This window comes from Halanaerobium saccharolyticum, assembly GCF_003053565.1.
GTDB classification, from domain to species: domain Bacteria; phylum Bacillota; class Halanaerobiia; order Halanaerobiales; family Halanaerobiaceae; genus Halanaerobium; species Halanaerobium saccharolyticum_B.
In genome coordinates, this window is record NZ_QAXS01000001.1 from 35,847 (window position 1) to 61,146 (window position 25,300).

At 37.4% G+C, this 25,300-nt stretch carries 17 protein-coding genes; all 17 read left to right on the forward strand.

What is annotated here, in order from left to right:
* The first annotated feature begins 3 nt into the window (after positions 1 to 3).
* A complete protein-coding gene (locus C8C76_RS00180) occupies positions 4 to 1,971 on the forward strand; it encodes a S8 family peptidase (RefSeq protein ID WP_108137484.1) in 1,968 nt (655 codons plus the stop codon).
* Between the two features lie 18 nt (positions 1,972 to 1,989).
* Entirely contained in the window at positions 1,990 to 2,775 is a 786-nt protein-coding gene (locus C8C76_RS00185) for a BsuPI-related putative proteinase inhibitor (protein WP_108137486.1), read from the forward strand.
* Positions 2,776 to 2,991: 216 nt separating this feature from the next.
* Entirely contained in the window at positions 2,992 to 5,100 is a 2,109-nt protein-coding gene (locus C8C76_RS00190) for a LamG-like jellyroll fold domain-containing protein (RefSeq protein WP_108137489.1), read from the forward strand.
* Positions 5,101 to 5,269: 169 nt separating this feature from the next.
* Positions 5,270 to 8,485: a YjgP/YjgQ family permease gene (locus C8C76_RS00195; protein WP_108137491.1), complete on the forward strand. Its 3,216-nt coding sequence runs from the start codon at positions 5,270 to 5,272 to the stop codon at positions 8,483 to 8,485.
* 14 nt (positions 8,486 to 8,499) lie between these two features.
* Entirely contained in the window at positions 8,500 to 9,183 is a 684-nt protein-coding gene (locus C8C76_RS00200) for an LptA/OstA family protein (protein WP_108137493.1), read from the forward strand.
* Between the two features lie 60 nt (positions 9,184 to 9,243).
* Positions 9,244 to 10,632 (forward strand): apolipoprotein N-acyltransferase, encoded by a 1,389-nt coding sequence (gene lnt / locus C8C76_RS00205; protein ID WP_108137495.1) that lies wholly within the window; start codon positions 9,244 to 9,246, stop codon positions 10,630 to 10,632.
* Between the two features lie 255 nt (positions 10,633 to 10,887).
* Complete coding sequence (rsxC, locus tag C8C76_RS00210) at positions 10,888 to 12,216, forward strand: electron transport complex subunit RsxC (protein ID WP_108137497.1); 1,329 nt, start codon at positions 10,888 to 10,890, stop codon at positions 12,214 to 12,216.
* 19 nt (positions 12,217 to 12,235) lie between these two features.
* The gene (locus C8C76_RS00215; protein WP_108137499.1) at positions 12,236 to 14,779 is read left to right on the forward strand and encodes an RnfABCDGE type electron transport complex subunit D; all 2,544 of its coding nucleotides are present in this window, start codon (positions 12,236 to 12,238) and stop codon (positions 14,777 to 14,779) included.
* Positions 14,772 to 15,338, forward strand: coding sequence for a hypothetical protein (locus tag C8C76_RS00220; RefSeq protein WP_108137501.1), 567 nt, complete (start codon positions 14,772 to 14,774; stop codon positions 15,336 to 15,338). Before C8C76_RS00215 ends, C8C76_RS00220 begins: the two co-directional genes overlap by 8 nt.
* Entirely contained in the window at positions 15,331 to 15,882 is a 552-nt protein-coding gene (locus C8C76_RS00225) for a hypothetical protein (protein ID WP_108137504.1), read from the forward strand. Before C8C76_RS00220 ends, C8C76_RS00225 begins: the two co-directional genes overlap by 8 nt.
* A gap of 177 nt (positions 15,883 to 16,059) precedes the next feature.
* Positions 16,060 to 17,097: an HD-GYP domain-containing protein gene (locus C8C76_RS00230; protein WP_108137505.1), complete on the forward strand. Its 1,038-nt coding sequence runs from the start codon at positions 16,060 to 16,062 to the stop codon at positions 17,095 to 17,097.
* A 15-nt stretch (positions 17,098 to 17,112) separates the two neighbouring features.
* A complete protein-coding gene (cls, locus tag C8C76_RS00235; protein WP_108137507.1) occupies positions 17,113 to 18,531 on the forward strand; it encodes a cardiolipin synthase in 1,419 nt (472 codons plus the stop codon).
* A 162-nt stretch (positions 18,532 to 18,693) separates the two neighbouring features.
* A complete protein-coding gene (locus tag C8C76_RS00240; RefSeq protein ID WP_108137510.1) occupies positions 18,694 to 19,581 on the forward strand; it encodes a DUF4351 domain-containing protein in 888 nt (295 codons plus the stop codon).
* 173 nt (positions 19,582 to 19,754) lie between these two features.
* The gene (locus tag C8C76_RS00245; protein WP_108137512.1) at positions 19,755 to 21,530 is read left to right on the forward strand and encodes a sensor domain-containing diguanylate cyclase/phosphohydrolase; all 1,776 of its coding nucleotides are present in this window, start codon (positions 19,755 to 19,757) and stop codon (positions 21,528 to 21,530) included.
* An 81-nt stretch (positions 21,531 to 21,611) separates the two neighbouring features.
* A complete protein-coding gene (locus tag C8C76_RS00250) occupies positions 21,612 to 22,406 on the forward strand; it encodes a putative bifunctional diguanylate cyclase/phosphodiesterase (RefSeq protein ID WP_108137514.1) in 795 nt (264 codons plus the stop codon).
* A gap of 184 nt (positions 22,407 to 22,590) precedes the next feature.
* The gene (locus C8C76_RS00255) at positions 22,591 to 23,466 is read left to right on the forward strand and encodes an AraC family transcriptional regulator (RefSeq protein ID WP_108137516.1); all 876 of its coding nucleotides are present in this window, start codon (positions 22,591 to 22,593) and stop codon (positions 23,464 to 23,466) included.
* A 785-nt stretch (positions 23,467 to 24,251) separates the two neighbouring features.
* Positions 24,252 to 25,199: a tyrosine-type recombinase/integrase gene (locus tag C8C76_RS00265; protein ID WP_108137518.1), complete on the forward strand. Its 948-nt coding sequence runs from the start codon at positions 24,252 to 24,254 to the stop codon at positions 25,197 to 25,199.
* Positions 25,200 to 25,300 lie beyond the last annotated feature (101 nt).

Consider the following 25,300-nt stretch of genomic DNA (forward strand, 5'->3'; position numbering starts at 1 on the left):
TCATTGAAGAAAAAGTTTTTGATTTTAATTGCAATGTTAATAGTGGGAGGGCTTGTGTTATCCGCCTGTAGTAGTGGAAGCAGTCCCAGTTTAAGAGGTAAAGTATATTATAATGATTCAGATTCTATGGTATATAATGCTGAAGTTTTACTTGATGGTCAGGTAAGAGATAGAACAGATTATTATGGAGAATTTTATATTACCGGTTTAAATGAAGATAGTTATACTTTAAGAATTAGAAAAAAAGATGCAATAGAGGATTATGTAGATACAGTTTTTCCTGAAGTTAATGGTGATTTAGGAATAATTAGAGTTGATCCAGTTGCTGATACAACAGTAATTAATGGGCAGGTCAAAGTCAGTAATTTGACTTTATATAAGGATTCTGAACTAAGTGGATCTAGCAATGTAAAATCAGCATCTAACTTTACCCAACCTAATAAAGAAAAATTTGTACAGGATGAAATAATTGTTAAGTATGATAATTCAACTATAACCAGTGCTTCAAATTCAGTTAAAGAAGTTCAAGGTTTAAATATTGCTAAAAAAATGAATAGAGGCAATGGTGAACTGGTTAAATTTAAGATTCCAAAAGGAAAAACAGTTGAAGAAATGATAGAATATTTTTCTCAGCAGCCGGGAATTGAATACGCTGAGCCAAATTATTATGTTTATCCGCAGGCGATTCCTAATGACGAACAATACGAAGACAATAATGGTATAATCCAATGGGGTTCAATAGCCTCCAATCTTGAAGCTGCCTGGGATGAACAAAAATACAGTAATTCTGTTACTGTAGCAGTACTTGACTCAGGCATTATTCCGGATCATGAAGATTTAGAAGGAAATATATCTGGGGGAGCAAATTTGGTTGGTGACAGTGGCGGAAATAATGATCCTAGAGATTATACTGCTGATACAGATATAAGAGACAGGACAACTCAAACAAATGGCGGCAGTCATGGAACTCATGTTGCAGGAATAATTGGAGCCCTTACAAATAACTCTACTGGAATAGCTGGGGTAAGTTGGGGAATAGACTTAATGCCAGTAAAGGTTCTTGATGATACACAAAATGGAAATACTTTTGATGTTGCAGAAGGAATATATTATGCTGTAGATAATGGTGCTGATATTTTAAATATGAGTCTTGGCGCTGACTTAGATTCAGAGGAAGTGCCTTCTCATTTAACCGAAGCTGTTGAATTTGCTGACAATAAGAATAAAATTTTAGTAGCAGCTTCAGGTAATAGTGGAATTGATTCTATATTATATCCTGCTGCTTACCCTGAAGTTATTGCAGTAGGAGCTGTAGATAGAAATAATGAGCAGGCAAGTTATTCAAATTATGGTTCGAATTTAGATTTAGTAGCACCAGGTGGAGATTTTGATGTTGATACGGGAATTTTGAGCACCTGGGGATATTATGAAGATGGGACTTTTTATACAGATGAATATTATGAGATGGAAGGCACTTCAATGGCAACCGCATATGTTAGTGGTGCAGCTGCTTTATTATTAGAAAAAGATGTCGCACCAAGAGATATAAAAGATCGACTTACTTCTACAGCCGTAGATTTAGGTGCAACAGGCAAAGATAACGAATATGGTTATGGTTTACTTGATGCTTATGGAGCACTTTTAAATAAAAAAATTGCAGCACCCTATGTTTTTGCTGCAACAAAAAATAATAATGTTATTACAATAGCAAGCAATTCAACCAGGATGAATAGTGATGGAAGTTACACTCTATCTGATAGAATTATTGGTGACTATTATATGGTTTCCTGGAGAGATATAAATAATAACTTTGAAATTGATGGTGGAGACTATTTTGGAATTACAGATACAACAGAAGATTATCAACCAGGTGTGGTTTATGAGAATCAGGACATAGACATGTATTACGTAACTTCAAGTTCCAGCGCAGCTGCACTAAGCGTAGAAGGCATTGAAAAGTTAAGAGACTAATCAAAGGAGGAGTTTAAATTGAGAAAAAATATTAAAATTTTATTTCTGGTAATAGCTATTGCTGCTTTATTTTCGATTTCAGCATCGGCTCAGATTAAGGTAGAAAATAGAAATATAGATTTTGACCTTGTACCAGATCAAATAACTGCAGACACTTATATACCTATCGAAAAGCTGGTTGATGCAGACTTATTTGATATCGACAGAGTCAGCAGCAATCGGTATATTGTGCTAAAAAACAATAACTATTATATTCTAGAAAACAATGAAAAATTGGTCAGAACTAATTTAAGAAATCGGAGTCTTGAATATGCACCAGTAGTTATTAATCAGCATTTTCTGGTTCCGGTAGAATTTCTGGAAGAGTTTTTAAATTTCAATGTTCGAGTCGAGAAGGGTTTAACCATGCCGGATAGAATTGATAGAGATGATCAAAGTGAAAATGAGCTTCGCTTTAGAGTTTACCTTAATGATGATGAGTTTGAGCGTGATGAGCGGCTAAGACTTAGATTTGAAATTATGAATACTGGAAGAAATGATGTTAATCTGCGCTTCAATTCAGCTCAAAAATATAATATTTATGTAAAAAATAGATTTGGGCGAGTTCTTTACTCCTGGGCTGACAGCAAGATATTCTCTCAGGCAGTACAGAATATTGAAATTGAAGGCCGAGATTCTCTAAGATTTGAAGAAGAAATTGACCTGGATCAGTTTAGAGAAGGCAGATATTATGTCGAAGTAGAAATAACAGCAGATAATTATCAATTTGATCCCATAGAAAAAGAATTTGAAATTGATGATTAAGAATTTGTTTTAATCAATACTAAAATAAATAAATATAATTAAAAAGCTTAATTTATTAAAAAGGGCCTGATCATTTGATTGGGCCTATTTTTTTGCCTGAAATTAGTTAAAATAGTTTGACAATGGATAAATTAACCTGATATGATTTTAGTATATACTAAAAAAATATAGAATTAATTAAACAAAAACTAAAAGATAAGCTGGAGGGTTAAATTGATGAGAGTAAAGAAGCTTTCACTGGTCATTTTTTTATTAACTATTTTCTTAGTCCTTAGTCTTGCTGTTCAGGCAGCTGATGCTGGTTTAATAGCGCATTATCAGTTTGAAGGAGATTTAACTGATGCAGAAAGTAATTTTTCTGATTTTAAGGTAACTGGTGACAGAATTTTTAATAGTGGTGGGAAGATTAATTTTGGTCAGGGGAAAAATGGTCAGGCAGCAGTTTTTGATGGCAGTTCAGGATTGTTCTTAGCAGAAAATCTAATTGACGATTATTCCTACAGCATTGCCTTCTGGCTGCGGGCAGATGCTATAAATCAGTTTACAACAACATTTTTTGCTGGGCTGTCTGATCAAGAATCAGGTATTGAATCCTGGATTAGTTTTGTGCCCCAGGGTCCCAGCGGGAGAACAATGCTCTGGTCAGGAAATAACTGGTATGATGCTGATGGTAATTTTAAGATACCGGAAGATCAGTGGGTTCACCTGGCGGCCGCAGTTGATCAGGGTGAGGTCCACTTTTACATCAACGGTACAGAACATTTTAGAGGGTCTGATTTTCCTGATGTTTTTAGTGATATAGAGGCCAAATTTGCTCTGGGTGTAAACTACTGGGACAATCCCTTTGAAGGTAAAATTGACGATCTGAGAATTTATGATCAACCTTTAACTGCAGAAGAAGTAGCGGAACTTGCTGCAGGGGCAGAAAAAATTGAAGTTAAAGCTGAGACAAAAGTAGAGCTTGATCCTCAGAGTGTTTCAGTTCATGACCCAATGATTATTAAAGAAAATGGAAGTTTTTATGTCTTTGGTTCCCACCTGGCAGCAGCGAAATCAGAGGACTTAATAGAGTGGAAGCAGATTTCTGGTGATTGGGATGCTTCCAATCCAATTATTCCTAACCCGGAAGAGGAACTGCAGGAAACGCTTGCCTGGCCTGAGCCTGATGCAGAAAGCACTTGGGCCAAAAGTCCCATCAAAATTAGGGCAAAGGATACGAATAAATATCATTTATATTTCAGTTCAGCTAACTGGGAGTCAGAGCGGTCCAATATTTCTCTCGCGGTTTCTGATAATATAGAAGGTCCATATGAGTTTGACAGGATTTTAATCAGAAAATATGAGGAAGGTCAGTACAGCCGTGAGGCCGGTGAAAACTTCAGGCATCAAAAACATCCCGGAGTAATTGACCCTCATGTTTTTTATGACAAAAATGGCAGGCTCTGGATGTTATATGGTTCTTATGCTGGCGGACTTCACCTGCTTGAGATGGATGAAGAAACAGGCTATCCAGAAAATTACAATCCCGAGACAGGCTATTTAGAAGAAGGCTCAGGTTATGGCAAAAAGCTAGCAGGTGGAGGCCATTCTCCAATCGAAGGTGGCTATATTTTATATAATCCGGAGACTGATTATTATTATCTCTATATGTCATTTGGCACCCTGGCAGCAGATGGCGGCTATAATATCCGAGTCGCTCGCTCTAAAAATGTTGATGGTCCTTATTTAGATCCTCAGGGGACAGATCTAAGAGAATATGACAGCGGCAGCTGGGCTGATGCGGTTAACTATGGTGCTAAATTAATCGGTAATTTTGTTTTTGAAAAATCTGAACTGGGATATTTATCACCGGGCCATAATTCAGCTTATTATGACCAGAGCAGCGGCAAAAGTTTTGTCATCTTCCACAGCCGCTATCCCGGTCAGGGAGAATATCATCAGGTCAGAGTTCATCAGACAATTTTTAATCAAAAAGGCTGGCCGGTAATTACCCCTCATGCTTATAATGGTGAGAGTCTTTCGGCAGTCAGTGGGGAGAAAATAAGCGGCAGCTATCAATTTGTAAATCACGGCCGCAATATTCAAAACGGCTATAAGGAGATCAATTATTCAGAAGAAATAAAACTAAATGCTGACGGCAGCATCAGTGGAGAAGTAAGAGGCAGCTGGAAGCTGATCGATGATTATTTTGCCGAGATTACTATTGAGGGTGAAAAATATTATGGAGCATTTATCAGTCAGTTTGATAGGGGCTTAGCTAAAGAAGTAATGACCTTCAGCGCCCTTTCTGATAAAGGTGTAACTGTCTGGGGTAGTCAGTATTAAAATTAAAAATTAAACGTCATTGAACTCTAAAATCGCATTCGAAAAGAGGATTTAGTCACAATCTGGCTGAATTCTCTTTTTTTATACCCCAAAAAGCAGGAAGTAGCTAAAATTTATAGAAAACAATTACTAATAGCTAAAAATTTTAATTTTGATGGGGTAATAATTTATGTTAAAAAATAAAATCAAATTAATGGATAAATATATTATCAAGGAGGTCAGCTATCCCTTTATTCTGGGGGTTTTTATAGTTACTGTGATCCTGATTGGTAATTACTTTTTTCAACTGACAGATTTAATAATAGTAAAAAAAGTTCCGGTACCGCTTGTGCTGCAGCTTTTAGCCTATAAAATCCCTTCCGTAATGGTCGAAACCTTTCCGATTGCAGTATTATTTGCAACAATGACCGGGATTGGGCGGCTGAATAGAGAAAATGAGATTACAGCAATTAGAATGGGAGGAGTCAGCATTTTTCGGCTGATAATTCCACTGCTGGTTGTCGGAATAACTGTGAGTGGGCTGACCCTGATTTTAAATGAGAAGATTGTGCCCTGGGCAAATCACCAGGCAAATAATATTATTCGCGAAACAATTTTAAAAGATGCAATGCCCGATCCGGAAGAAGAAGTCTTTTTTAAAGGTCCTCAGGGGCGTCTTTTTTATGTTGAAGAATATGACGAAAAGGCTGGGGAGCTGCGCCGGGTTGTTATTTATGAGCTGGGTCAGGACCAGTTTCCGGAGGTAATTACAGCTGAGCGGGGAATAATTGAAGAAAACCGCTGGCTTTTAAATTCAGGAATTATTCACCAGTATGATGAACAGGGACGAGTTATTTTTGAAAGTAAATTTCAGGAGATGGAGATTCAGTTGACTGATGAAATGAAAGAACTTTACGGCAGCCAGAAGTCTTCATCAGAGATGAGCAGAGAAGAACTCGGCAAAAGAATTGCTCTATTCAAAAAAAGCGGGATTAATGTGGATTCCTTGATGGTTGACTATCATTTGAAACTCGCCGAGCCGCTGACAGCTCTCCTTTTTGTGCTGATTAGTGTTCCCTTAAGCTTGAGTGGTAAGGAAAGCAGAACTTTAAATTTGATTTTTACAATCGTCATTGTCTTTTTATACTATGTAATTTTATCCTTCAGCCGCTCTTTTGGCAAAAATTATATTCTGCCACCACTGGTTGCTGCCTGGCTGCCCAATCTGATATTTCTGCTTCTGGGAGTTGCACTGCTTTTCTGGCGTGATTCCTGGCAAAAAATAATCAATAAGATCTTTAAAATCCTGGGGATTTCTACGGCGGTTTTCCTGCTGGTTTTAAGTCTGAACACAGCCGGAAGTGCGGAAGAATTTAGAGTCAATGCAGATTATTTAGACTATGATCAGAGCAGTGGCTTTATTAAAATTAGAGGTAATATCGATGGTAATTATGGTCAGTATTATTTAAAATCAGAAGATATAAAGATTGAGCTTGCCGACGGCAGCCAGCGCAGTCTGGAGAGTGCCGAAAATATTGAGCTTTTACCCGGAGCAATTTCGGGCTGTGATTTTGACAGTCCCCACTATTATTTTGATGCAGAAAGAGTTGTCATTAAACCGGAAGAATATATTAAGATGTATAATATAGTTTTTAAAGAACTAAACGGCAGGCTGCCGCTTTTATACTGGCCCTATCTTTACATCTCATTGAAAGAAGAAAACAGCAATTTTGTCCCTTCCTTTGGCTACCATCAGCAGCGGGGCTGGTTTATCAAGACCAAATACTTTTACAACAACCGCTTTGACCTCCCCGGTAACTTTTATCTGGACCACTACACTATTTCAGGTTCAGCAGGGGGAATTAAACAGTACTTTCTCAACAGCAGCCGGCAGGAAGCCTATCTTTATTACTATACTCAGCAGAATAAAACTGATCTTCCCGGCCTTTTCAACTGGGAAGCAGAATTATATCATGAGGCCGATCTCGGCAGCTGGGAGGAAGAATTGTCCTATTTTTATCAGGATTATGATGACAGAATTGAAATCGAGACTGGACTTGATTTTTACTACAACAAACAGAGTCGGCGCAGCAGAATAAATTTTGATTATGAAGAAGAGGATTATTTTGAGCAGAACAGCCGGGATCAAAAAGATTACGGGCTTGATTTCTATTTTTATGACCGCTTTTTCGACAGTCTGACAGCCAGAGTTAATTATGACCGCGATTATATCAGGGATCCTGATGATGGTCTGGAGCGGGAAATCAATAGAGACCTTGACCTGCGCTATAATCCAGGCGGAGGCTGGCGCAGTCGGCTTAACTATTATGATGGTGAGAGGGAAAGTCCTACAGACCCTTTAAAAAGCAGACAGGGAGGGGAATTTTCAATCTCCAAAAGAAGCGGTTATTATGATTTCACTTTTTTACTGGAGCAGTATTCTCCCCGCCTGACAGAAGATGACCAGGTTAACTTTTCCCGACTGCCGGAGCTTTCTCTCGACTATAATCCACCGGGGGCTTTTTCCTACCTCGGTCAGCTGGGGCGTTATTACGAAGATGCCAGTGGAGTAGAAGGTTACCGGATTCGCGGGGAAGCAGAATACAGTGACTCTTTTTCCCTGCCTTTAAATAGTTATCTGAGAGTCAGCCAGGAATTCAGCAGCAGTGCCTATCAGATTGAAGGCAGAGAATATGACCGAATTCCCAACCAGCAGCATTCTGAAACCGGCCTGCGGCTGAGGACAAATTTAGGCCGCAGCTTAACTCTGCGCAATAACTATACATATCGAGAGCAGTGGGGCTATACCCCCTTTGAATTTGATGAGGTGGAAAGAAAAAATGAGCTTGAAAATGAGCTTAATTATCAAATTTCTCCCTATCTAGATTTTGACCTGGAAGGCGGTTATGACTTTCTTGATTATCAGTATCTGCCGCTGGAAGCATATCTGGACTTAAACCCGACCGAAAATTGGGAGCTTAAGCTTGGAACTCGTTATGACTTGAATAATATGCTTTTTGATGATCAACTAATTTTCAGCAGTACTTATGAGAGCGAGCGCTGGGAGCACCGGCTGGGGCTTGAATATGACCTCAATTCCTCCCGGCTTGAAGAAATTGACAATCAGCTGATTTATGAGCTGGAAGGAGACTGGGGCTGGTATCTGGAGAGTAATTTGAGTATCGATTATGACTATGATCAGCAGATCAGGGAGGCCAATATTCAGCTCAATAAGAGATTCCACTGCCGGGAGCTTAAGTTTAGCTATGATTATCTGCGGGAGGAATTTACTGTTCAGTATTCAATCGATCTTTTCCCCGCCGATCCAGTTGGCTTTACTAAAACAGAAGACGATCTGATTTTTGAATCACGGATAGAAGACCGCCTTAAAAGCGGTGATTTGTAGAAAGGAGAAATTCGATGCAGGCTAAAAGAGTAATCTTATCAGTTATAATAATTTTAATTTTAGTTTTCAGCTTCTCAGCTTCCGGGCTGGCCCAGTCTGAGCAAAATACTGAGCAGTCAGCAGAAGTCGAAGAGTCAACAGAAAATGAAGATGCAGTCTATATCAACGCCTCCCGCCTGGAATATCAGGAGGAAAAAACACTTTTGAGTGGTGGAGTTCGAATCAGAAAAGATGAGACCATAATTAATGCCCTCCAGGGTGAGCTGTTTAGAGATGAGCAGAAGATGATCTTAAAAGAAGAAATTGCAGTCGAATATCCTGACGGCAGAGTTAAATCAAAACTGCTGACTGCTTTTTTAGAAACTGAAGAATATATTTTTGAAAATGAAGCAGTACTTAATTACATTTTATCTGACGGAGATGAAATGGTTCTGCACAGTGATTATCTAAAAATAACCGGGGACAATAATTCATTTACTGCTGAAGAAAATGTGGAGATTGATTATGACGGCCAGAAATTTAGAGGCGACAAAGCCAACTATAATGGCGAAACTGAAATGATGGAGCTGACAGGTAATGTGGAGATCGAGGAAGACCGCGACTGGGTGCGCAGTGATCGAGCAACCTTCAACCTAAAAGAAGGGGGAGAAGGCTATACTGCAGAGGGTAATGTCGAAATTAAGATGATGCTGGATTAATCTAATATTTGGTTTGCAGAAAAAGACTGACTTAAAATTTCAAGGGAGAGAGGTAAAGCGATGGGCCTGATATTAACAATTTTAACAGCAGTATTATTGACCGCGGCCAATTACTATATGCACCTCTATTTTTTGACCTGGATTGCTTTTTTGCCCTTTCTCTATTATCTTTATCACTACAGGCCGGGAATGAGATATAAAAAGATTTTTTTGAGCGGCTGGAATCTCGGATTCTGGATTCTACTTTTCTCAGGCAATTTTATGTATCATTCAATTAAATTATATACCGGGGCGCCACTGCCAATTATTATTTTACTTTTAGTGCTGCTTTTTTTGCTGCTTGCTTTAAGCTACGGCATCTTTTTTCTCATTTATTTTTACCTGGAGCAGCGCCTTTTGGCAGCTGAAGGTTTTAATCCTTTTTTCTTTGCCGGCTCCTGGACTCTCTTTGAGCTGGCCCGCCATTATCTGCTCTTCTTTTTCCCAATTGCCAACCCTGCCTACACTCAGGCTGAATTTTTGGCGTTTATTCAGCTGGCTGATCCGGGAGGAATCTGGCTTTTAACTTTTATCCTGATTCTGGTTAATGGGCTGCTCTTTCAGATTATTTTAAAGAAAAATTTCAAAAAAATACTGGTGCTCGGACTTTTGATAGTGCTTATTTTTAGTTTTTCTCATTACAGTCAGCAGAAGCAGCTGGCTGAAAGCAGCAACATTTCAGAAAAGATAGAGATCGGGATTATCACCAGCGAAATTAAGCAGCAGGAAAAATGGAGTTCCAGGCAGCTGGAGCAGAATATTGAGCTGACTTTAAATGCGGCTGATAAATTAAATCAGACGAGCCTGGTTATTGCTCCGGAAACAAATCTTACCTTTGATTTTCATCGAAATCAGCATTACCGGCAGCTTTTTTTAGAAAGACTGGCAGCAGAATTTGAAACTCCAGTTCAGATTGGTTCTCTAGCCTCTAAAGATTCAGGCAGCAGCCGCTACAATAGTTCCTATTTGCTTTCAGAGGAGGGAGAAGTACTTGCTCGTTACGATAAAAATCTGCTGCTTTATTTTGGTGAGACCTATCCCTTTTTGGAGCTTTTAAACAAGTATACACCTTATTATTTCTCATCCTTAGAAGCGGGAGACGAAAGAGTTATCTTTAAAAGTGGAAACTTAAAGTGGAAAACCGTAATTTGTTCAGAAATATTATATCCGGCTTATGTTAAAACAGAAAAGGAAGTTGATTTTATAGTCAATCAGACAAATGAAGCCTGGTTTAATGAAAGCAGGCTTTTAAAAAATATAATGTGGCAGGCTGCAGTATTGAGAGCAGTCGAAAACAGAATGCCGGTTATTAAAACAGGAAATCAGGCTCACAGTGGGATTATTTATCCTTCCGGTGAGTACAAGAAAGTTGATCCTGCAGAAAATTATCATAAATTAAAGTTAAATTAATTTGCCAAAAACTCTTTTCAGATCAGGCCTTTTTCTGATATAATCAACTCAAGAAAATGTTTTCAAAAATTATTATTTTATTTATTGGGAAAAAAATTCAAAATTTGAGCCGGCCGAAAAAAAGAAAATAGCTATTTAGAGTGGATATATTTAAATCAATATCCACATTTTTTATCTCTAATTATTTTTAATTTTCTTTTTATTTAGTCAGGTGTATAGTTATTGATTTTTTAAACAAAATTTGGAGGTGCAGAGATGGCAATTAAGGAAGTTAAGAAATTTCCTATTGGTGGAATCCACCTGCCTGAGAAAAAAGGGCTGACAAGTGATCAGCCGATCAAAATAATGCCGGATCCGGTAGAGGTAGCGATTCCCTTAAGCCAGCATATTGGTGCTCCAGCGGAGCCTATTGTTAAAGCTGGCGATAAAGTTAAAAAGGGTGAATGTATAGCAGAATTGCAGGGGAAGATTTCGGCTCGAGTTCATTCCAGTATTAATGGAACAGTTAAAGGAATTGTCGAGCGAAAAATGCCTGGTGAAGGAAGTTATCAGTGTATTTTAATTGAAAAGGATAAAGAAGAGGTTGAGCTGGAAAAAGAAGAAATAGATCGAAAGCTCCTGCCTGAAGTAGAGACAATTAGAAAGCGGGTAGAAGCAGCCGGGATAATTGGAATGGGAGGGGCTGGTTTTCCAACCCATGTTAAACTTAGTCCACCTCCGGAAATGGAAATTGACACAGTAATTATCAATGGAGCCGAGTGTGAGCCTTTTCTGACAGTTGATCACCGCCTGCTCCTGGAAGAATATGAAGATTTGTTTAGAGGTCTGGAGCTGATCAAAAAGGCAGTTGGAGCTGAAAATGGGATTATTGCAATTGAGTTAAACAAAAAGGATGCAATTGAAAAATTACAGCAGAAAGCTGCTGACTGGCCCGGAATTGAGGTACAGGCACTGGATACTCGTTATCCTCATGGAGCCGAAAAACATCTGATCAAAGCTGTTTTAGATCGAGAAGTTCCCAAGGGGGAGCTGCCGATGGCGGTTAATGTGGTTGTTAATAATGTGCAGACTGCAGTCAAAATTGCCAGAGCAGTTGATTTTGAAGAAGCAGTAATTGACCGGGTGCTGACTGTTAGTGGTGAGGCCTTAAAAACCCCTTCTAATTTAAGGGTTCCGATCGGAACTTCAGTTCAGGATGTAGTAGAATTTTGTGGTGGTCCAAAAGATAAAGAAGACTATCAGATTATTGTGGGGGGACCGATGACAGGAATGAATATTGATGACTGGACAATTCCGGTAACCAAAGGAACTTCCGGGGTAGTTTTAATCACTGCTGAAGAATATGCAGATAGCGAAACCCGTCCCTGTATTAGATGTGGTAGATGTGGTGAAGTCTGTCCTATGTACCTGGCGCCAAATAGGATAACTGCTTTTATCAATAATGATCTGCTTGAGCGTTCACTGGAAGTTGGCTTAATGGACTGTATAGAATGTGGTGCCTGTGCTTATATCTGTCCATCCAAAAGGCCGCTGGTCCGCTGGTTAAAACGAGGGAAGGCAGAGCATAGAGCAAATCAAAAATAAAAGAGGTGGTATTTAAAAAATGGCAAATTTATTTAGGTCGAGTGGGCCTCATATAGAGAGCCCAGAAACTATAGAAACCAACATGTGGAGTGTAGTAATAGCACTGATTCCTGCTTTAATTGCGGGAACATACTTTTTTGGCTTATATGCACTGTATTTAGTTCTGGCCAGTGCTTTAAGTGCTGTTTTATTTGAAAAACCTTTTGTCAAAAGCAAAGCCACCTTTGGAGATGGGAGTGCTTTTCTGGCGGGTATTTTACTTGGCCTGACTCTACCACCTGTGGTTCCCTGGTGGATACCAATTCTGGGTGGATTCTTAACAGTTGTGGTTGGGAAACACTTATTTGGTGGGCTGGGCAGCAATATCTTTAACCCGGCTTTAGTTGCCAGAGCAATTTTGCTTTTATCCTATCCTGCCTTAATGATCGAGTGGGTAAGTCCGGTTGATGGAGTTTCAGCGGCCACAGCTCTGCAGCTGGGGAGTGATTCCTTTAGTTATACTGAACTGATAATCGGAAATGTTCCGGGCAGTATTGGCGAAACTTCTGTTATTGCTCTGCTAATTGGTGGAGCTTATTTGTATCTTAAAGATTATATTGATCTGAGGATTCCGCTTTCTTTTGTAGCCGGTGCGGCTGGAGCAGCGATGCTTTTTGGTCAGGATCCAGTTTTTGCCGTATTTTCCGGAGGTCTAATTTTTGCTGCTATCTATATGGCAACAGATATGGTAACTTCTCCGGTTGCTAAATGGGCAAAGATAGTTTATGGTCTTGCAGGAGGATTTTTAACAATTTTTATCCGCCGCTATACCCCTTACCCTGAGGGAATAACCTTTGCAATTTTGATTATTAACGGAGCTTCTTATTTTCTGGATAATGCTTTTGAGGAGCCGCATTTTGGCGAAGTTGAGTATGTTAAGAAAAGAGTTGCTCACTTCAGTGCAATAATTATGGCGGCTGTTTTAATTTTACTTGTGGGCATGACTTTAATCGATGATGACGACCCCTATCCCGGTAGTCTAACCTACAATCATTTAAAAGAAGCGGTGCCGGCAGCAGAAAATTTTGAAATAATAGAAAGAGACGATAATGATATTTTATTTGCAGCACGAGCAGAGGAAGAAATTATCAAAGACCTTGTTTACATATCTCGTAATGGTTTTGAAGCTCCAATAGAGCTTTTATTGAGTCTGGAGCCAGCAGGTAGTATAGATAAAATTCAAATTATTAATGAAAGCGAATCACCAACCCTGGGAGCCAGAATAAAGGATCAGGAATTCCTGTCTCAGTTTAGAGAATTTACAACTGCTGAGGCTGATCAGGTTATGGCAGAAACTGATATGATCAGTGGAGCTACTTATTCTTCTCAAACAGTCTCTCGAGGAGTTCAGGCTGGTCTGAGGCTTTTAATTGCAGAAAAGGAAGCTGGACTGCAGGATGGAGTCTATCAGGGACAGGCTGAAGGAGCACAGGGAGATATTGTCCTGGAGATTACAGTTGAAAATGGAGATATAGTTGATCTAGAGATTCTGGAAGAGCAGGAAACCGAGCATCTGGCTGAGCCAGCTTACGAAGAGCTAGAAGCTCAGCTCTTAAGAGAACAAACTGCTGATTTAGATGTTATATCCGGTGCAACTTATACCAGTGAAGCATATATGGAAGCAGTACAAAAAGCAATCGATCAGGCTTCCCCGGAATCCAGTACTGATGGTGATTTTGAAGCTGGAACTTACCAGGGCTCAGCTCAGGGCCACTCCGGTCAGATCGAATTAGAAGTTGTTGTTGAAGCCGGAGAAATTACCGAAATTGAAGTCTTAACCCAAAATGAAACTGAGGGTCTTGGTGATGATGCAATTGAAGAGATTGCAGCTCAAATTATTGCAGAGCAGAGCCTCGAAGTTGACTTGGTTTCTGGAGCTACTAATTCTTCAGAGGGGACAATTAATGCGGTTAGGAATGCTTTAGACTCTGATTCGGAGTCAGCTGAGACCGATGCTGGTTCTGAAGAAGATTCAGAAAGTGATACTGATTCCTCAGCAACCTGGGAGGAAGAAGACTCTGAGGGAGAGGAAGAAACTGCAGCTGAAGCAGAAAGTGAAGGTGGTCTGATCAACTTATCTAACCTTGACTTAGAAGACGGAGAGTATCGAGGTTCAGCTGAAGGGCACCGAGCACCGATAGAAGTCAGTGTGCTGGTTGAAGATAACGAAATCAATGAGATCAGAATAGTGTCTCAGGAAGAAAGCCCCGGTATTGGAGATGAGGCAATGGCAGAACTGAGTCAAAGTCTGCTTGCCGAGCAGAGTCTGGAAGTAGATCTGGTCTCAGGAGCAACCAATTCTTCTGAAGCTTTTCTAAAGGCGATAGATAATGCACTTACAGGTGAAAGATACGGCAGCCTGGAAGAGGCAGAAGATCTGCAGACAGCTCAGGAAATTCTTGCAGCTGAAGAAGATTCAGAAAGCGATACAGATTCTTCAGCAACCTGGGATGAAGAAAGCGACTCAGAAGAAAATGCAGAAGAAACAGATGAAGAAGCTGCAGAAGGAGGTTCCAATGGATAAAAACCTAACAATACTCGAAAAAGTAATGCTGATGGGGCTTTTGCCACTGCTGGGAGCTACCAACAATTTAAAACAGGCTTTAATCACAGCTATCAGTGCAGTTTTGATTTCGCTTTTAATAAAATTCTTTGCCAGATTTATGACTGAAAGGGAGGATTATCACTGGTATTTACTGATTGGAGTTGGTATTACCCTAAGCTATGTTTTTTACATAGCAGTTATCGATATCTTTCCGGAATTAGAAATCTATGTTAACAACTATTTACTGCTGCTTGGCGTAACTCCACTGATATATATTGGAGCCAGCAGAAGTGAGAATGAATTTTTCGCCTATCAGAAGGATTTCTTTATCCTGATGATTTTTGTCGGTGCTCTGCGTGAACTATTAGGTAGAGGCAGTATTTTTTCTATTCAGCTGACAGCAGCGGGTTATCCACCTTTGGGTTTTGTCAAAGATTTCCCCGGAGCGTTTTTAATAGTCAGCATCATTTATCTGCTGGTAGAGCTTTCACGTAAGGATAAAAAAAACCTGAGGGAAGGAAGTGAGAAAGTTGTCTGAGTTATCTCGTCTATTTTTGAATTCATTATTAAGTGAAAATATGAGTCTTGCTTTTTTCCTGGGGATATTATTTATGATGGTTGAATCAGGCTCGATCAAAAAAACAGCGGTCAAAGGTTTAAAGTATGTGAGCACAGTTTTTGTAATTAATATACTGGGCTGGTTTTTACACAGCTTTTTACCATCAGGTCTGGATCCACTCAACCCGGCAATATTTTTTATTACAACAGTGCTCGGGGTTACCGTTCTCAAATACTGGGGTGAGCTGAAAGGGGAGTGGTTTGGGCTGCCTAAATTCATCCTGGCTATTGGACCGCTTTTTGGTACCCAGCTGTTGATTCAGAATGGAGCTTATGTTTATGCAGAGATGATGACAGTAAATACAGCCTATATTCTGGGCGGCTATATTCTTTTTGTGCTGATTGCGGCCATTAAAGAAGAAATTATCATTTCTGATGCAGCACCTGTTTTTAAAAGTTATTCGACTCTGCTGGCTGCAATTGCAATGCTGGCCCTGGGAGTAATTGGGATACAAATTATCTAATCAAATTTAATAATTCCTTCAGATGATGCCGACAGTTCAAACTGTCGGTTTTGCTGTTGTTTTAAACCCAAAAATGTTATAATATGAATAGTAATAGTTATATATGTAAATTAAGGAGGGATTACTATCTCTGCAGCTAAAAGCAGTACCTTTAAAATTATTGATTTAGAAAGTGGTATGATAACTAACGAGGAAGTCCGGAGTGAGTTTGGCGGTGTCTTAATCCCACCCGGCACCCGGTTAAATAGAAAGCTCATTGATCAGTTAAAAGAAACTGAAATTAAAGAAATTCAAATAAAAACAGCTGCCGTAATTGAAGCAGAAAAGGATAAAAAAGTAATTGCTAAAGAAAAATATGAAAAAAGTCTCGATGATTTTTCTGAAGCTTATAAAAAAGCCTACTATATGAAAAAGGTTGATTTTAGAACAGTTAGAAGTCTGACTGAAGAGGCAATGGAGATTTCTCAATATCTTGATTTAGAAGATATTCTAAAAATAACTCGTGATATTGATATGTACACTTATTCTCATTCTCTCCATGTTGGAATTCTGGCCCATAAGTTTGGAAACTGGTTAAATCTAACAGAAAACAAAATCTGTAATTTGACCACCTCAGCTCTGCTTCACGATATTGGCAAAAGCAGAATTAAAAAAGAAATAATAACCAGGCCGGCTCCTCTGAGCCCAGAGGAATATGAAGAGGTCAAAAAACATTCCGAATATGGTTATAAACTTCTCAAAAAAAGTAACCGTTTTTCAAAAAGTATAATGGCCGGAGTTTTAACCCACCACGAGCGCTACCATGGAGGTGGTTATCCCCTTGGTCTAAAAAAGGAAGAAATTCCTTTATTCGGGAGAATTATTGCTATCTGTGATACTTTTGATGCCCTGACAACTGACCGGCCCTACCAGAAAGCAGTTTCACCATTTACTGCAGTTAAAATAATGGAAGAGGATTTTGATTCCTTTGATCACAGGCTGAAGATGCTTTTTATAGAAAAAATTCCTTATTCACTGATTGGTGATCGCGTAGTTCTGAGCAATGATCAGCTGGCACGGGTGGTGTTTATTAATCCCTCTCATCCGGAATCACCAATAGTTAAAACAGAGGATGAGTATCTTGATTTAAGCAGTCAGAGTGAGCTGAGTATCAAAAAATTACTTAGAGACCTTGAACAGATGGAAGAAATGATGGAAGAAGCTGAGCAGAATTAAAGTTGAGGAGATCTTATGAATTTTTTATCTTTTTTACCAACAGGAATCATAATCTTAAATATAATTTTTATCATCCTTTTGATCTTTTTTGAAAGAAAGGATCCGACTGCAACCTGGGCCTGGCTCTTAATTTTAACTTTAATTCCAGTACTGGGCTTTGTTCTGTATCTATTTTTAGGTTTAACCCCTAAGAAAAGGAAGCTTTTTCAGCGGAAACAGGAAGAAGATGAGTTAAAAAAATATGATGGCAAACTTATTGCCGCAGAACTAAAGGAAAGAATTAAGGATTTTGATCATCTGGAGCAGAGTATAATTAGGCTGGCTTTTGAAAATGATCTGCCGGCAGGACTGGGCTACAATCAGCTCGATATTTATACCAGCGGCCGAGAAAAGTTTGCTGATTTATTTGAAGATATTAAGAATGCCGAAAAATTTGTACATGCTAATTATTATATTATTAATGATGATCAGCTTGGTGATCAGTTTATGCAGCTTTTAACTAAAAAGGCGGCAGAAGGAGTTGAGGTCAGGCTGCTCTATGATCGAATGGGCTGCAGAAATCTTTCGCGCTATACAATTTTCGAACTGGAAGATGCCGGCGGTAAAGCGGTTCCTTTTGCTCCCTTTGTCCTTGATATGAATTACCGCAACCACCGCAAGAATGTGGTAATTGACGGCCAGATCGGGTATCTGGGAGGCATAAATATTGGTGATGAATATCTGGGAGAGAGCCGCAGATTTGGTGACTGGCGTGACACTCACCTGCGTTTAAAAGGTGAAAGTGTTGACAGCCTTCAATATCGTTTTCTTTTAGACTGGAGCTTTGCCAGTGGTAATGCCCTGATGCGGAAGCAAAAATATTTCCCTGAAAAAAAATCTAGAGGAGATGTAGCTGTCCAGATTGTCAGCAGTGGGCCTGACTCTAAAGAGGCTGAAGTCAAGTCCCTCTTTTTGAAGATGATCTATGAGGCCGAAAAGTCAATTTATATTCAGACCCCTTATTTTATTCCCGATCAATCGATGCTGGAAGCTCTAAAAATTGCCGCTCGCTCTGGAGTTGAGGTTAAAATTATGATTCCAGACCGGGGAGATCATCCCTTTGTCTATGCCGCCAATAACTCTTTTGTCGGTGAACTTTTGGATGCTGGAGCCCGCTGCTACCGTTATAAAAAGGGCTTTCTGCACAGTAAAACTCTCTGTATTGACAGCCGGGTTCTTTCGATCGGAACAACCAATATGGATGTCCGCAGTTTTAAACTGAATTTTGAAATAAATGCCTTTATCTATGACCGGGAGCGGGCCAGATACCATAATCAAATTTTTGCAGAGGACCTAGAAAATTCGGAAGAAATAACAAGAGAAATTTTTGAAAACCGGGGCTGGACAATGAAGCTCAGGGAGTCAGTTTCAAGACTGCTTTCACCGATTCTTTAATCTGGCTCTTAATAATTATTATAGTCTCAAATAAATATTGATTAATCTAGCCGCCCTTTTTGGGGCGGTCTTTTTTTGGGTATTATAATAATTTTACTTCATTTCCAAATTATTCTATGATATACTTTTTATAGTATAAATATTAGAAAAGGAGGAAATTTAATGCAGCAGTTTGATGTGACGGCTCATAATTATGATTTCGTTTTTAAAGATTCTTTTAGTCTCTTTAAAAATGATATTGGCGATTTTTTAAAGGTGGAGCTGCCTGGAATTGATTCTTATCTGGAGACTGAGTTTGCTGAGATTGAAACAAGTGCGGAAAGGATGGATTTAAATTTTAAATTAGAAGATGGTTCAATTTTGCATTTAGAAGAAGAGATAGAGGTTTCTGTTGATGATTTGATTCGTTTTGCTTCCTATGATCTAAAGTTGTATAATAGATATAGAGATAAAATACGGACAATAATTTTATGTATTAAAGGTTATCCCGCTGCTGAGGCAACTTTTAATGCCGGGAGTCTGGGCTACAACACAATTGTTGTTAACATGTCTGATAAAGATGGTAAAGAAAAGATGAAAGAATTAAGAGAAAAAATAGAGAAAGGTGAAGAAATTAATTACCTGGAATTAATATTTCTACCTTTAATGAATAGTGACCAGGATATGGTTAAACGGGTTAAAGAGACTATTGAGCTGGAGAAGCAGCTAGAAGTTGAACAGAATCTAAAAAATAATATTGTTGCTTTAACATTTGTGTTATGCGATAAACTTTTAAGTGATCAGGAAATCTCAGAAATATGGAGGGATTACAAAATGGTAAGAATATTTAAATATGCAGAAGAGCAGGGGAAGAAAAAAGGAAAAGACGAAGGAAAACAAGAAGAAGCAAGGATGCTTATGATCAGACAAATAAAAGCAAAATTTGGTAATGCAGATAATGAAATTATTGATTTAATTAACAAATCTGAGTTAAGTAAAATTGAAGACTTAAGTGAGAAAATTGTAACTGTAGATTCTAAAGAAGAAATAATAGATTTTTTGAAGCATTAAAATAGGAGCAAGTTAGTAACCGGCTGGGATTAAAATCTCTGCCGGTTTTTATATTTATCAAAACTTTCCTTAAATTTTTTGATTTTACTGCACAAACTATTTACCTCAATTAACTTGAGTGATATAATAAGGATTGTATTGTGTCAACAATTATATATGTAGAAGGTGATAAAATGCTCTGCGAAACTCCATGTTTTCTAAATTCTTTAGCATATAAAAGTGTGATCTTAAATAAAGATTTGGAAATCATATTTATAAACAATGACTGGAAAGAATATATTTCACAAACAGATAAAGTAATAAAAAATAACAGTATCGGCTTAAATTATATTGAGCTAATCAAAAGTCTCAATAATTCTGCCGCAGATTATTCTGCTGAGATAAATTCAGGAATCAAAGCTGTCGTCAAAAACAAAAAAGACAAGTTCGAGTTAGAATATCATGATTCATCTTCGGAAAATAAATCCTGGGTAAAGATGATAGTTACTCCTTTTGCTGAGGGAGTTTTAATCATGCATGAAGATATAACTGACAGGAAAAATTATGAAGAAGCATTACAAATAAGAGAAGAACAGTATAAAAAGATTTTCAACTCGGCTCCGATTGGGATGCTGGTTGAGGATCCAGAAGGAAACATCCTCGAGGTTAATGAAGAATTGTGTGAGATGACCGGTTACAGCAAAGATGAGTTAATAGGAGATAGTATTTTTAATAAGTTTGTTGTTCCTGATAGAATTGAAGAAGCAAAAAAAGATATCGAAATAATACTAAGTGGTCAGGATTTAGAATTTAACCTTGATAATATTAATAAAAATGGAGAGCACTATTATACTCATTTCAAAGAAACTAAAATTAATCTGCCTGATAAAGGAGCAGGTATTTTATCAATGCAGGTAGATCTGACAAATCTGAGAATGAAAGAAAAGAAACTTGAGTTTTTAAGCTATAATGATCAGTTAACAGGACTTTATAATAGGGCATATTTTGATCAGGAGTTAAAAAGGCTGGATAATCAAGATGAGCTGCCGCTAAGTTTGGTGGTTATTGATGTTAATGGTCTGAAGATGATTAATGATGTCTACGGCCATTTGGCAGGAGATGAACTGATCAAAAGTGCTGCAGCTGTGCTTAAGTCATGTTTGAGAGACGAAGATATTTTAGCAAGATTTGGCGGTGATGAGTTTGCTCTAATCTTACCTCAGACTCCTAAAAAAGATGTTGAGAAAATAATAAAAAGAATTAAAGAAGAAAGCACTAAGGTTGAAGTTGAAGGAAATAAGTTATCTTTAGGTATCGGTTTTGCGACTAAAACTAAGCTGGAAGAAGAGATTGAGCAGATATTTGAGCAGGCTGATGATAATATGTATAAAGATAAACTGGTTAAAAATAAGGACAGCAAAAGTAATATTATAAAGAATTTAATGATTACTCTGGAAGCCAAAAGCAATGAAAATAAAGAACATGTTCAGCGGCTGGAAGAATTAGCAGTTAAATTGGGGCAGAGGCTCAATTTAAGTTATGAACAGCTGAGTAATCTATCTCTATTAGCTTCGATCCATGATATAGGTAAAGTAACAATTTCTGAGGGGATTTTAAAAAAGCCGGATAAGTTAAACAAAGATGAATGGGAAACAATGAAAAAGCATGCTGAAAGAGGCTATAAAATAGCAAGCTCTACTGAAGAATTTTCAGTTATTGCTAAATATATTTTACACCACCACGAAAAATGGGATGGAACTGGTTATCCGAATGGTTTGAAGGGAGAAGAGATCCCACTTTTCTCCAGGATAATTGCGATAGCTGATGCCTATGATGTGATGACCCATGCCAGACCTTACAGTGAGCCATTGCCAAAAAAAGAGGCTTTAAAAGAAATAAAGAAATGTTCAGGAAGTCAGTTTGATCCTGAGATGGTAGATGAATTTGTTGATTTAATATTAGAAGATTAATTTATACATTAACACAGATTAAATATTGCCCTTGATTATGGAAAAGAAAGTGGAAGTCCATATCTCTTCTTCAATCAGGAAATGAAAGAACAGATAAAAAGAAAAGATAATCTAGAAAGTGAATTAAGAGAAAGCATTCGTCTGGAAAATGATAAAATATATCTCGAATATCAGCCAATCTATGACTTGAATAAGAATAAAGTAGTTGCTTTTGAAGCTCTTGCCCGGATGCAGTCCAGTCAATATGGTAGAGTTGCGCCAGATGAATTTATTCAGATTGCTGAAGAAAAGCACTTAATTATATCACTGAGTCGACTAATTCTTAAAAAAGCAGCTAAATTTTCTGCTGATCTGGAAAAAGCTGGATTTGGAGAAGTTAAAATATCAGTTAATATGTCAGGACTGGATATTATACAGGAAGATTTCACAAATAAGGTTATAGAAATAATAAATAATGCTGGTATAAAAGCTGAGAATATTAAAATTGAAATTACGGAATCTGTTTTATTAAATAATTTTGAGATTATTAATTCGAAACTGGCAAAATTAAAAGAGGCAGGCATCACAACTGCTCTGGATGACTTTGGTACAGGCTATTCTTCTTTCTATAGATTAACAGAGTTAAATATTGACCTGATAAAAATTGATAAGTACTTTATTAACAAAATAACTAAAGGAACAGAAAATAATATTGTTGCTGCAGCGATTATTGATTTAAGCCACAGCCTGGGTTTGACTGTGGTTGCAGAAGGTGTGGAAACTGAATCTCAGAGAGATTATTTAATAGAAAAGAAATGTGATTATATACAGGGCTATTTATTCAGCAGACCACTGCCTGAAAAAGAGGCTGTTTCACTTTTGAAATCAGCGGATTGACTTGAGAACAAAGGAAGAATTAAAAAGAGAATAAGTGGCTAGATTAATGTTTGAGAAAATAATAATTGAAAAACTAAATAAATTTTTATTTAGCACCTCCCTACATAATTGTGCACAAAATGTAGGGTTTTTTTAAAAACAAACTGTTATAATATTGATATAAATTGATAAGGGAGGTTTTTTGATGGATTCGTTGACTAAGTTGAACGAAGCTTTAAATCATCTTGAAAAAAATTTAACAAATGAGATTGACTTTGAGAAGCTTGCTGAAATTGCTGTCTGTTCTGAATATCATTTTAAAAGGATGTTTTCTTATATAGCCGGGATTACTTTATCACAGTATATACGAAATCGAAGGCTGACCTTAGCAGCATTCGAGCTGCAGAGTAACAGACAGGTTAAAATAATTGATTTGGCTCTTAAATATGGATATAGCTCACCAGATTCGTTTACAAGAGCTTTTAAGGGCTTTCATGGTTTAACACCAACAGCAGCCAGGGATAAAAATCAATCATTAAAAGCTTTTCCACCAATGACCTTCCAGTTATCAATTAAAGGAGGAGATTTAATGAATTATCGAATAGTAGAAAAAGAAGAGTTCAATATTATTGGGATTATGAAAAGAGTTCCTATAGTTTTTGAAGGAGCAAATTCAGCAATTGATGCAATGTGGCAGAGTTTAGATCAGGAAACAATTAACAGATTAAAACAGCTTTCCGATATCGAGCCAGCAGGAATTATTAGTGCATCCACCAATTTTTCAGAAGGGAGGATGGAAGAAGAAGGGGAACTTGATCATTATATTGGAACAGCGACTACCCAAAATTGTCCAGATGATTTAGCAAAATTGGAGGTTTCAGCTGGAAGTTGGGCGGTTTTCGAAGCTATTGGTCCTTTTCCAGAGACTCTTCAGAATGTCTGGGGACGTATTTATTCTGAATGGTTTCCTGGTTCAGAATATGAGCTGGCAGAAGGTCCTGAAATATTATGGAATGAAAGTAAAGATACTGAAGCAGAGGAATTTAGAAGTGAAATTTGGATTCCAGTCAAAAAAAGATAGAATTTAATCTAACCGGTTGAGGTGATGTGCTTCAGCCGGCTTTATTTATAAGTAGAAAATGAAAGGTAAAAGCCAGTGAAATTAAAGGATAAAACGGAATATGCAGAAGAAATATTTGATCATTAATTTCTGAGTAAGATAACTATCAATAAATGCAAATTTAATAACTTAAGTTTTCGAAATATCAGATTAAAGTAATTAACATATTAATAGAGGACAAAAACTTGACTTTTCAACCAGAATAATATAGCTTAAAAAGTACGGAAGGTTTTGCAGGGTCAGAAGTGTTAATACCTAAAAGATCAGATGCTTTTCAAATTTTCATACTGGAAATTTCACTTAAATAACACTAGATATTTTCTATAAATGGTCTTTTTTACTGTCGTCAAGACAGCTTACTAACTAACTTAAATAGCTCACAAAGGCTGTCAGATCAATGAATATAATTTTTTCTCAAAAAATCCTTGACGATAATAAGAGTAACTGTTATAATATTTATTGTTGCTTAAGAAAAGTTTTAACTGTGCGCCCGTAGCTCAACTGGATAGAGCGTCTGACTACGGATCAGAAGGCTAGGGGTTCGACTCCTCTCGGGAGACCTTTTTGGGAATATAATTCTGAGAAAACCCCGATATGAAGGGGATAAGCCCGTGTAAAAACTTTATAATTATAAGCTAGTGAAAGGCTTGTATTGTTATTTTTTTATAACAATCAGTCGTTCACTTTTTTTGTTTATAATAGTATTTTTTATGCGGAATTATTTTCTTTAAAAGGGGGAGCAAACTATGATCAAAATTGATGTTAAGCAGCCTGATTTAGAAGAGATTTTAGCTGATTTTTTAGAAGAGAAGAGGTCTAAGAGATTATCGCCTGCGACTATTGATTATTATGAAAATAATATTCATAATTTTATCGTTTTTACAAAAACTAAGAATAAAAATATTAGCCATAAAGATGTAAATAAAAAGCTAATAAATGAATATTTAGTTTGGTTGGATAGAAAATATAATTATAATACCACCAGTGCTAATACTGCTTTGAGAGCTATCCGTGTTTTTGTTTATTATATGATTGAAAGAAATGATTTGAATATTGAACCTTTTAAGATATTATTATTACCAGATAATAAGCGAAAAAAGAAAGAAATTTACAGCACGAATGAACTTTCTAAGCTGCTGGAAAAGCCCAATATTAAAAAGACTAGATTTTCTACTTATAGAAATTGGGTTATAATTAACTTTTTTCTTACTGCTGGTGCTAGAATAAAAACTACAGTAAATATTCAGAATCAAGATATTGATTTGGCCAATCAGAAAATTACTCTTTTTAATTATAAAACCCATCATACTTATCAAGTAAGCTTTTATGGAAAATTCAAAAAGATCATAGAGGAATATATGGGCATAAGAAAAGGTGCTCCTGAAGACTATTTGTTTTCTACAGAGTACGGAGAAAAACTGTCTAGAGCAGGTCTCAGGTCCGCTATAGTGCGATATAATAATAGAAGAGGAGTAGATAGAAGCAATATTCATGCCTTCCGCCACACTTTTGCCAGCTTGTGGATTAAAAATGGTGGTGATCCCTATAGATTGATGGATTTATTAGATCATCAGAGTATGGAAATTACAAAGCAGTATGTTCACCAATTTTCCGATGATGAGTCTATGAAAAATTATAATCCGCTTGAAAGTTTGGTAGATGATGATAAAGAATATATCAATTTGAATAAATAAGTTCTGTCACTCACGAGAAATCTATCTTGATTTGTAAGTATTATTTAGGCTGCTTATGAATTAGGATAGGTTTTTAATTTTATTCATAATAAAGGAATATT

Bases quoted from the DNA above. Each gene is read 5' to 3' on its own strand.
- C8C76_RS00250 (WP_108137514.1), top strand. From the start codon at position 21,612: ATGAAAGAACAGATAAAAAGAAAAGATAATCTAGAAAGTGAATTAAGA.
- C8C76_RS00240 (WP_108137510.1), top strand. From the start codon at position 18,694: ATGCAGCAGTTTGATGTGACGGCTCATAATTATGATTTCGTTTTTAAA.
- C8C76_RS00190 (WP_108137489.1), top strand. From the start codon at position 2,992: ATGAGAGTAAAGAAGCTTTCACTGGTCATTTTTTTATTAACTATTTTC.
- C8C76_RS00265 (WP_108137518.1), top strand. From the start codon at position 24,252: ATGATCAAAATTGATGTTAAGCAGCCTGATTTAGAAGAGATTTTAGCT.
- cls (WP_108137507.1), top strand. From the start codon at position 17,113: ATGAATTTTTTATCTTTTTTACCAACAGGAATCATAATCTTAAATATA.
- C8C76_RS00230 (WP_108137505.1), top strand. From the start codon at position 16,060: ATGATAACTAACGAGGAAGTCCGGAGTGAGTTTGGCGGTGTCTTAATC.
- C8C76_RS00195 (WP_108137491.1), top strand. From the start codon at position 5,270: ATGTTAAAAAATAAAATCAAATTAATGGATAAATATATTATCAAGGAG.
- C8C76_RS00220 (WP_108137501.1), top strand. From the start codon at position 14,772: ATGGATAAAAACCTAACAATACTCGAAAAAGTAATGCTGATGGGGCTT.
- lnt (WP_108137495.1), top strand. From the start codon at position 9,244: ATGGGCCTGATATTAACAATTTTAACAGCAGTATTATTGACCGCGGCC.
- C8C76_RS00245 (WP_108137512.1), top strand. From the start codon at position 19,755: ATGCTCTGCGAAACTCCATGTTTTCTAAATTCTTTAGCATATAAAAGT.
- C8C76_RS00200 (WP_108137493.1), top strand. From the start codon at position 8,500: ATGCAGGCTAAAAGAGTAATCTTATCAGTTATAATAATTTTAATTTTA.
- rsxC (WP_108137497.1), top strand. From the start codon at position 10,888: ATGGCAATTAAGGAAGTTAAGAAATTTCCTATTGGTGGAATCCACCTG.
- C8C76_RS00215 (WP_108137499.1), top strand. From the start codon at position 12,236: ATGGCAAATTTATTTAGGTCGAGTGGGCCTCATATAGAGAGCCCAGAA.
- C8C76_RS00255 (WP_108137516.1), top strand. From the start codon at position 22,591: ATGGATTCGTTGACTAAGTTGAACGAAGCTTTAAATCATCTTGAAAAA.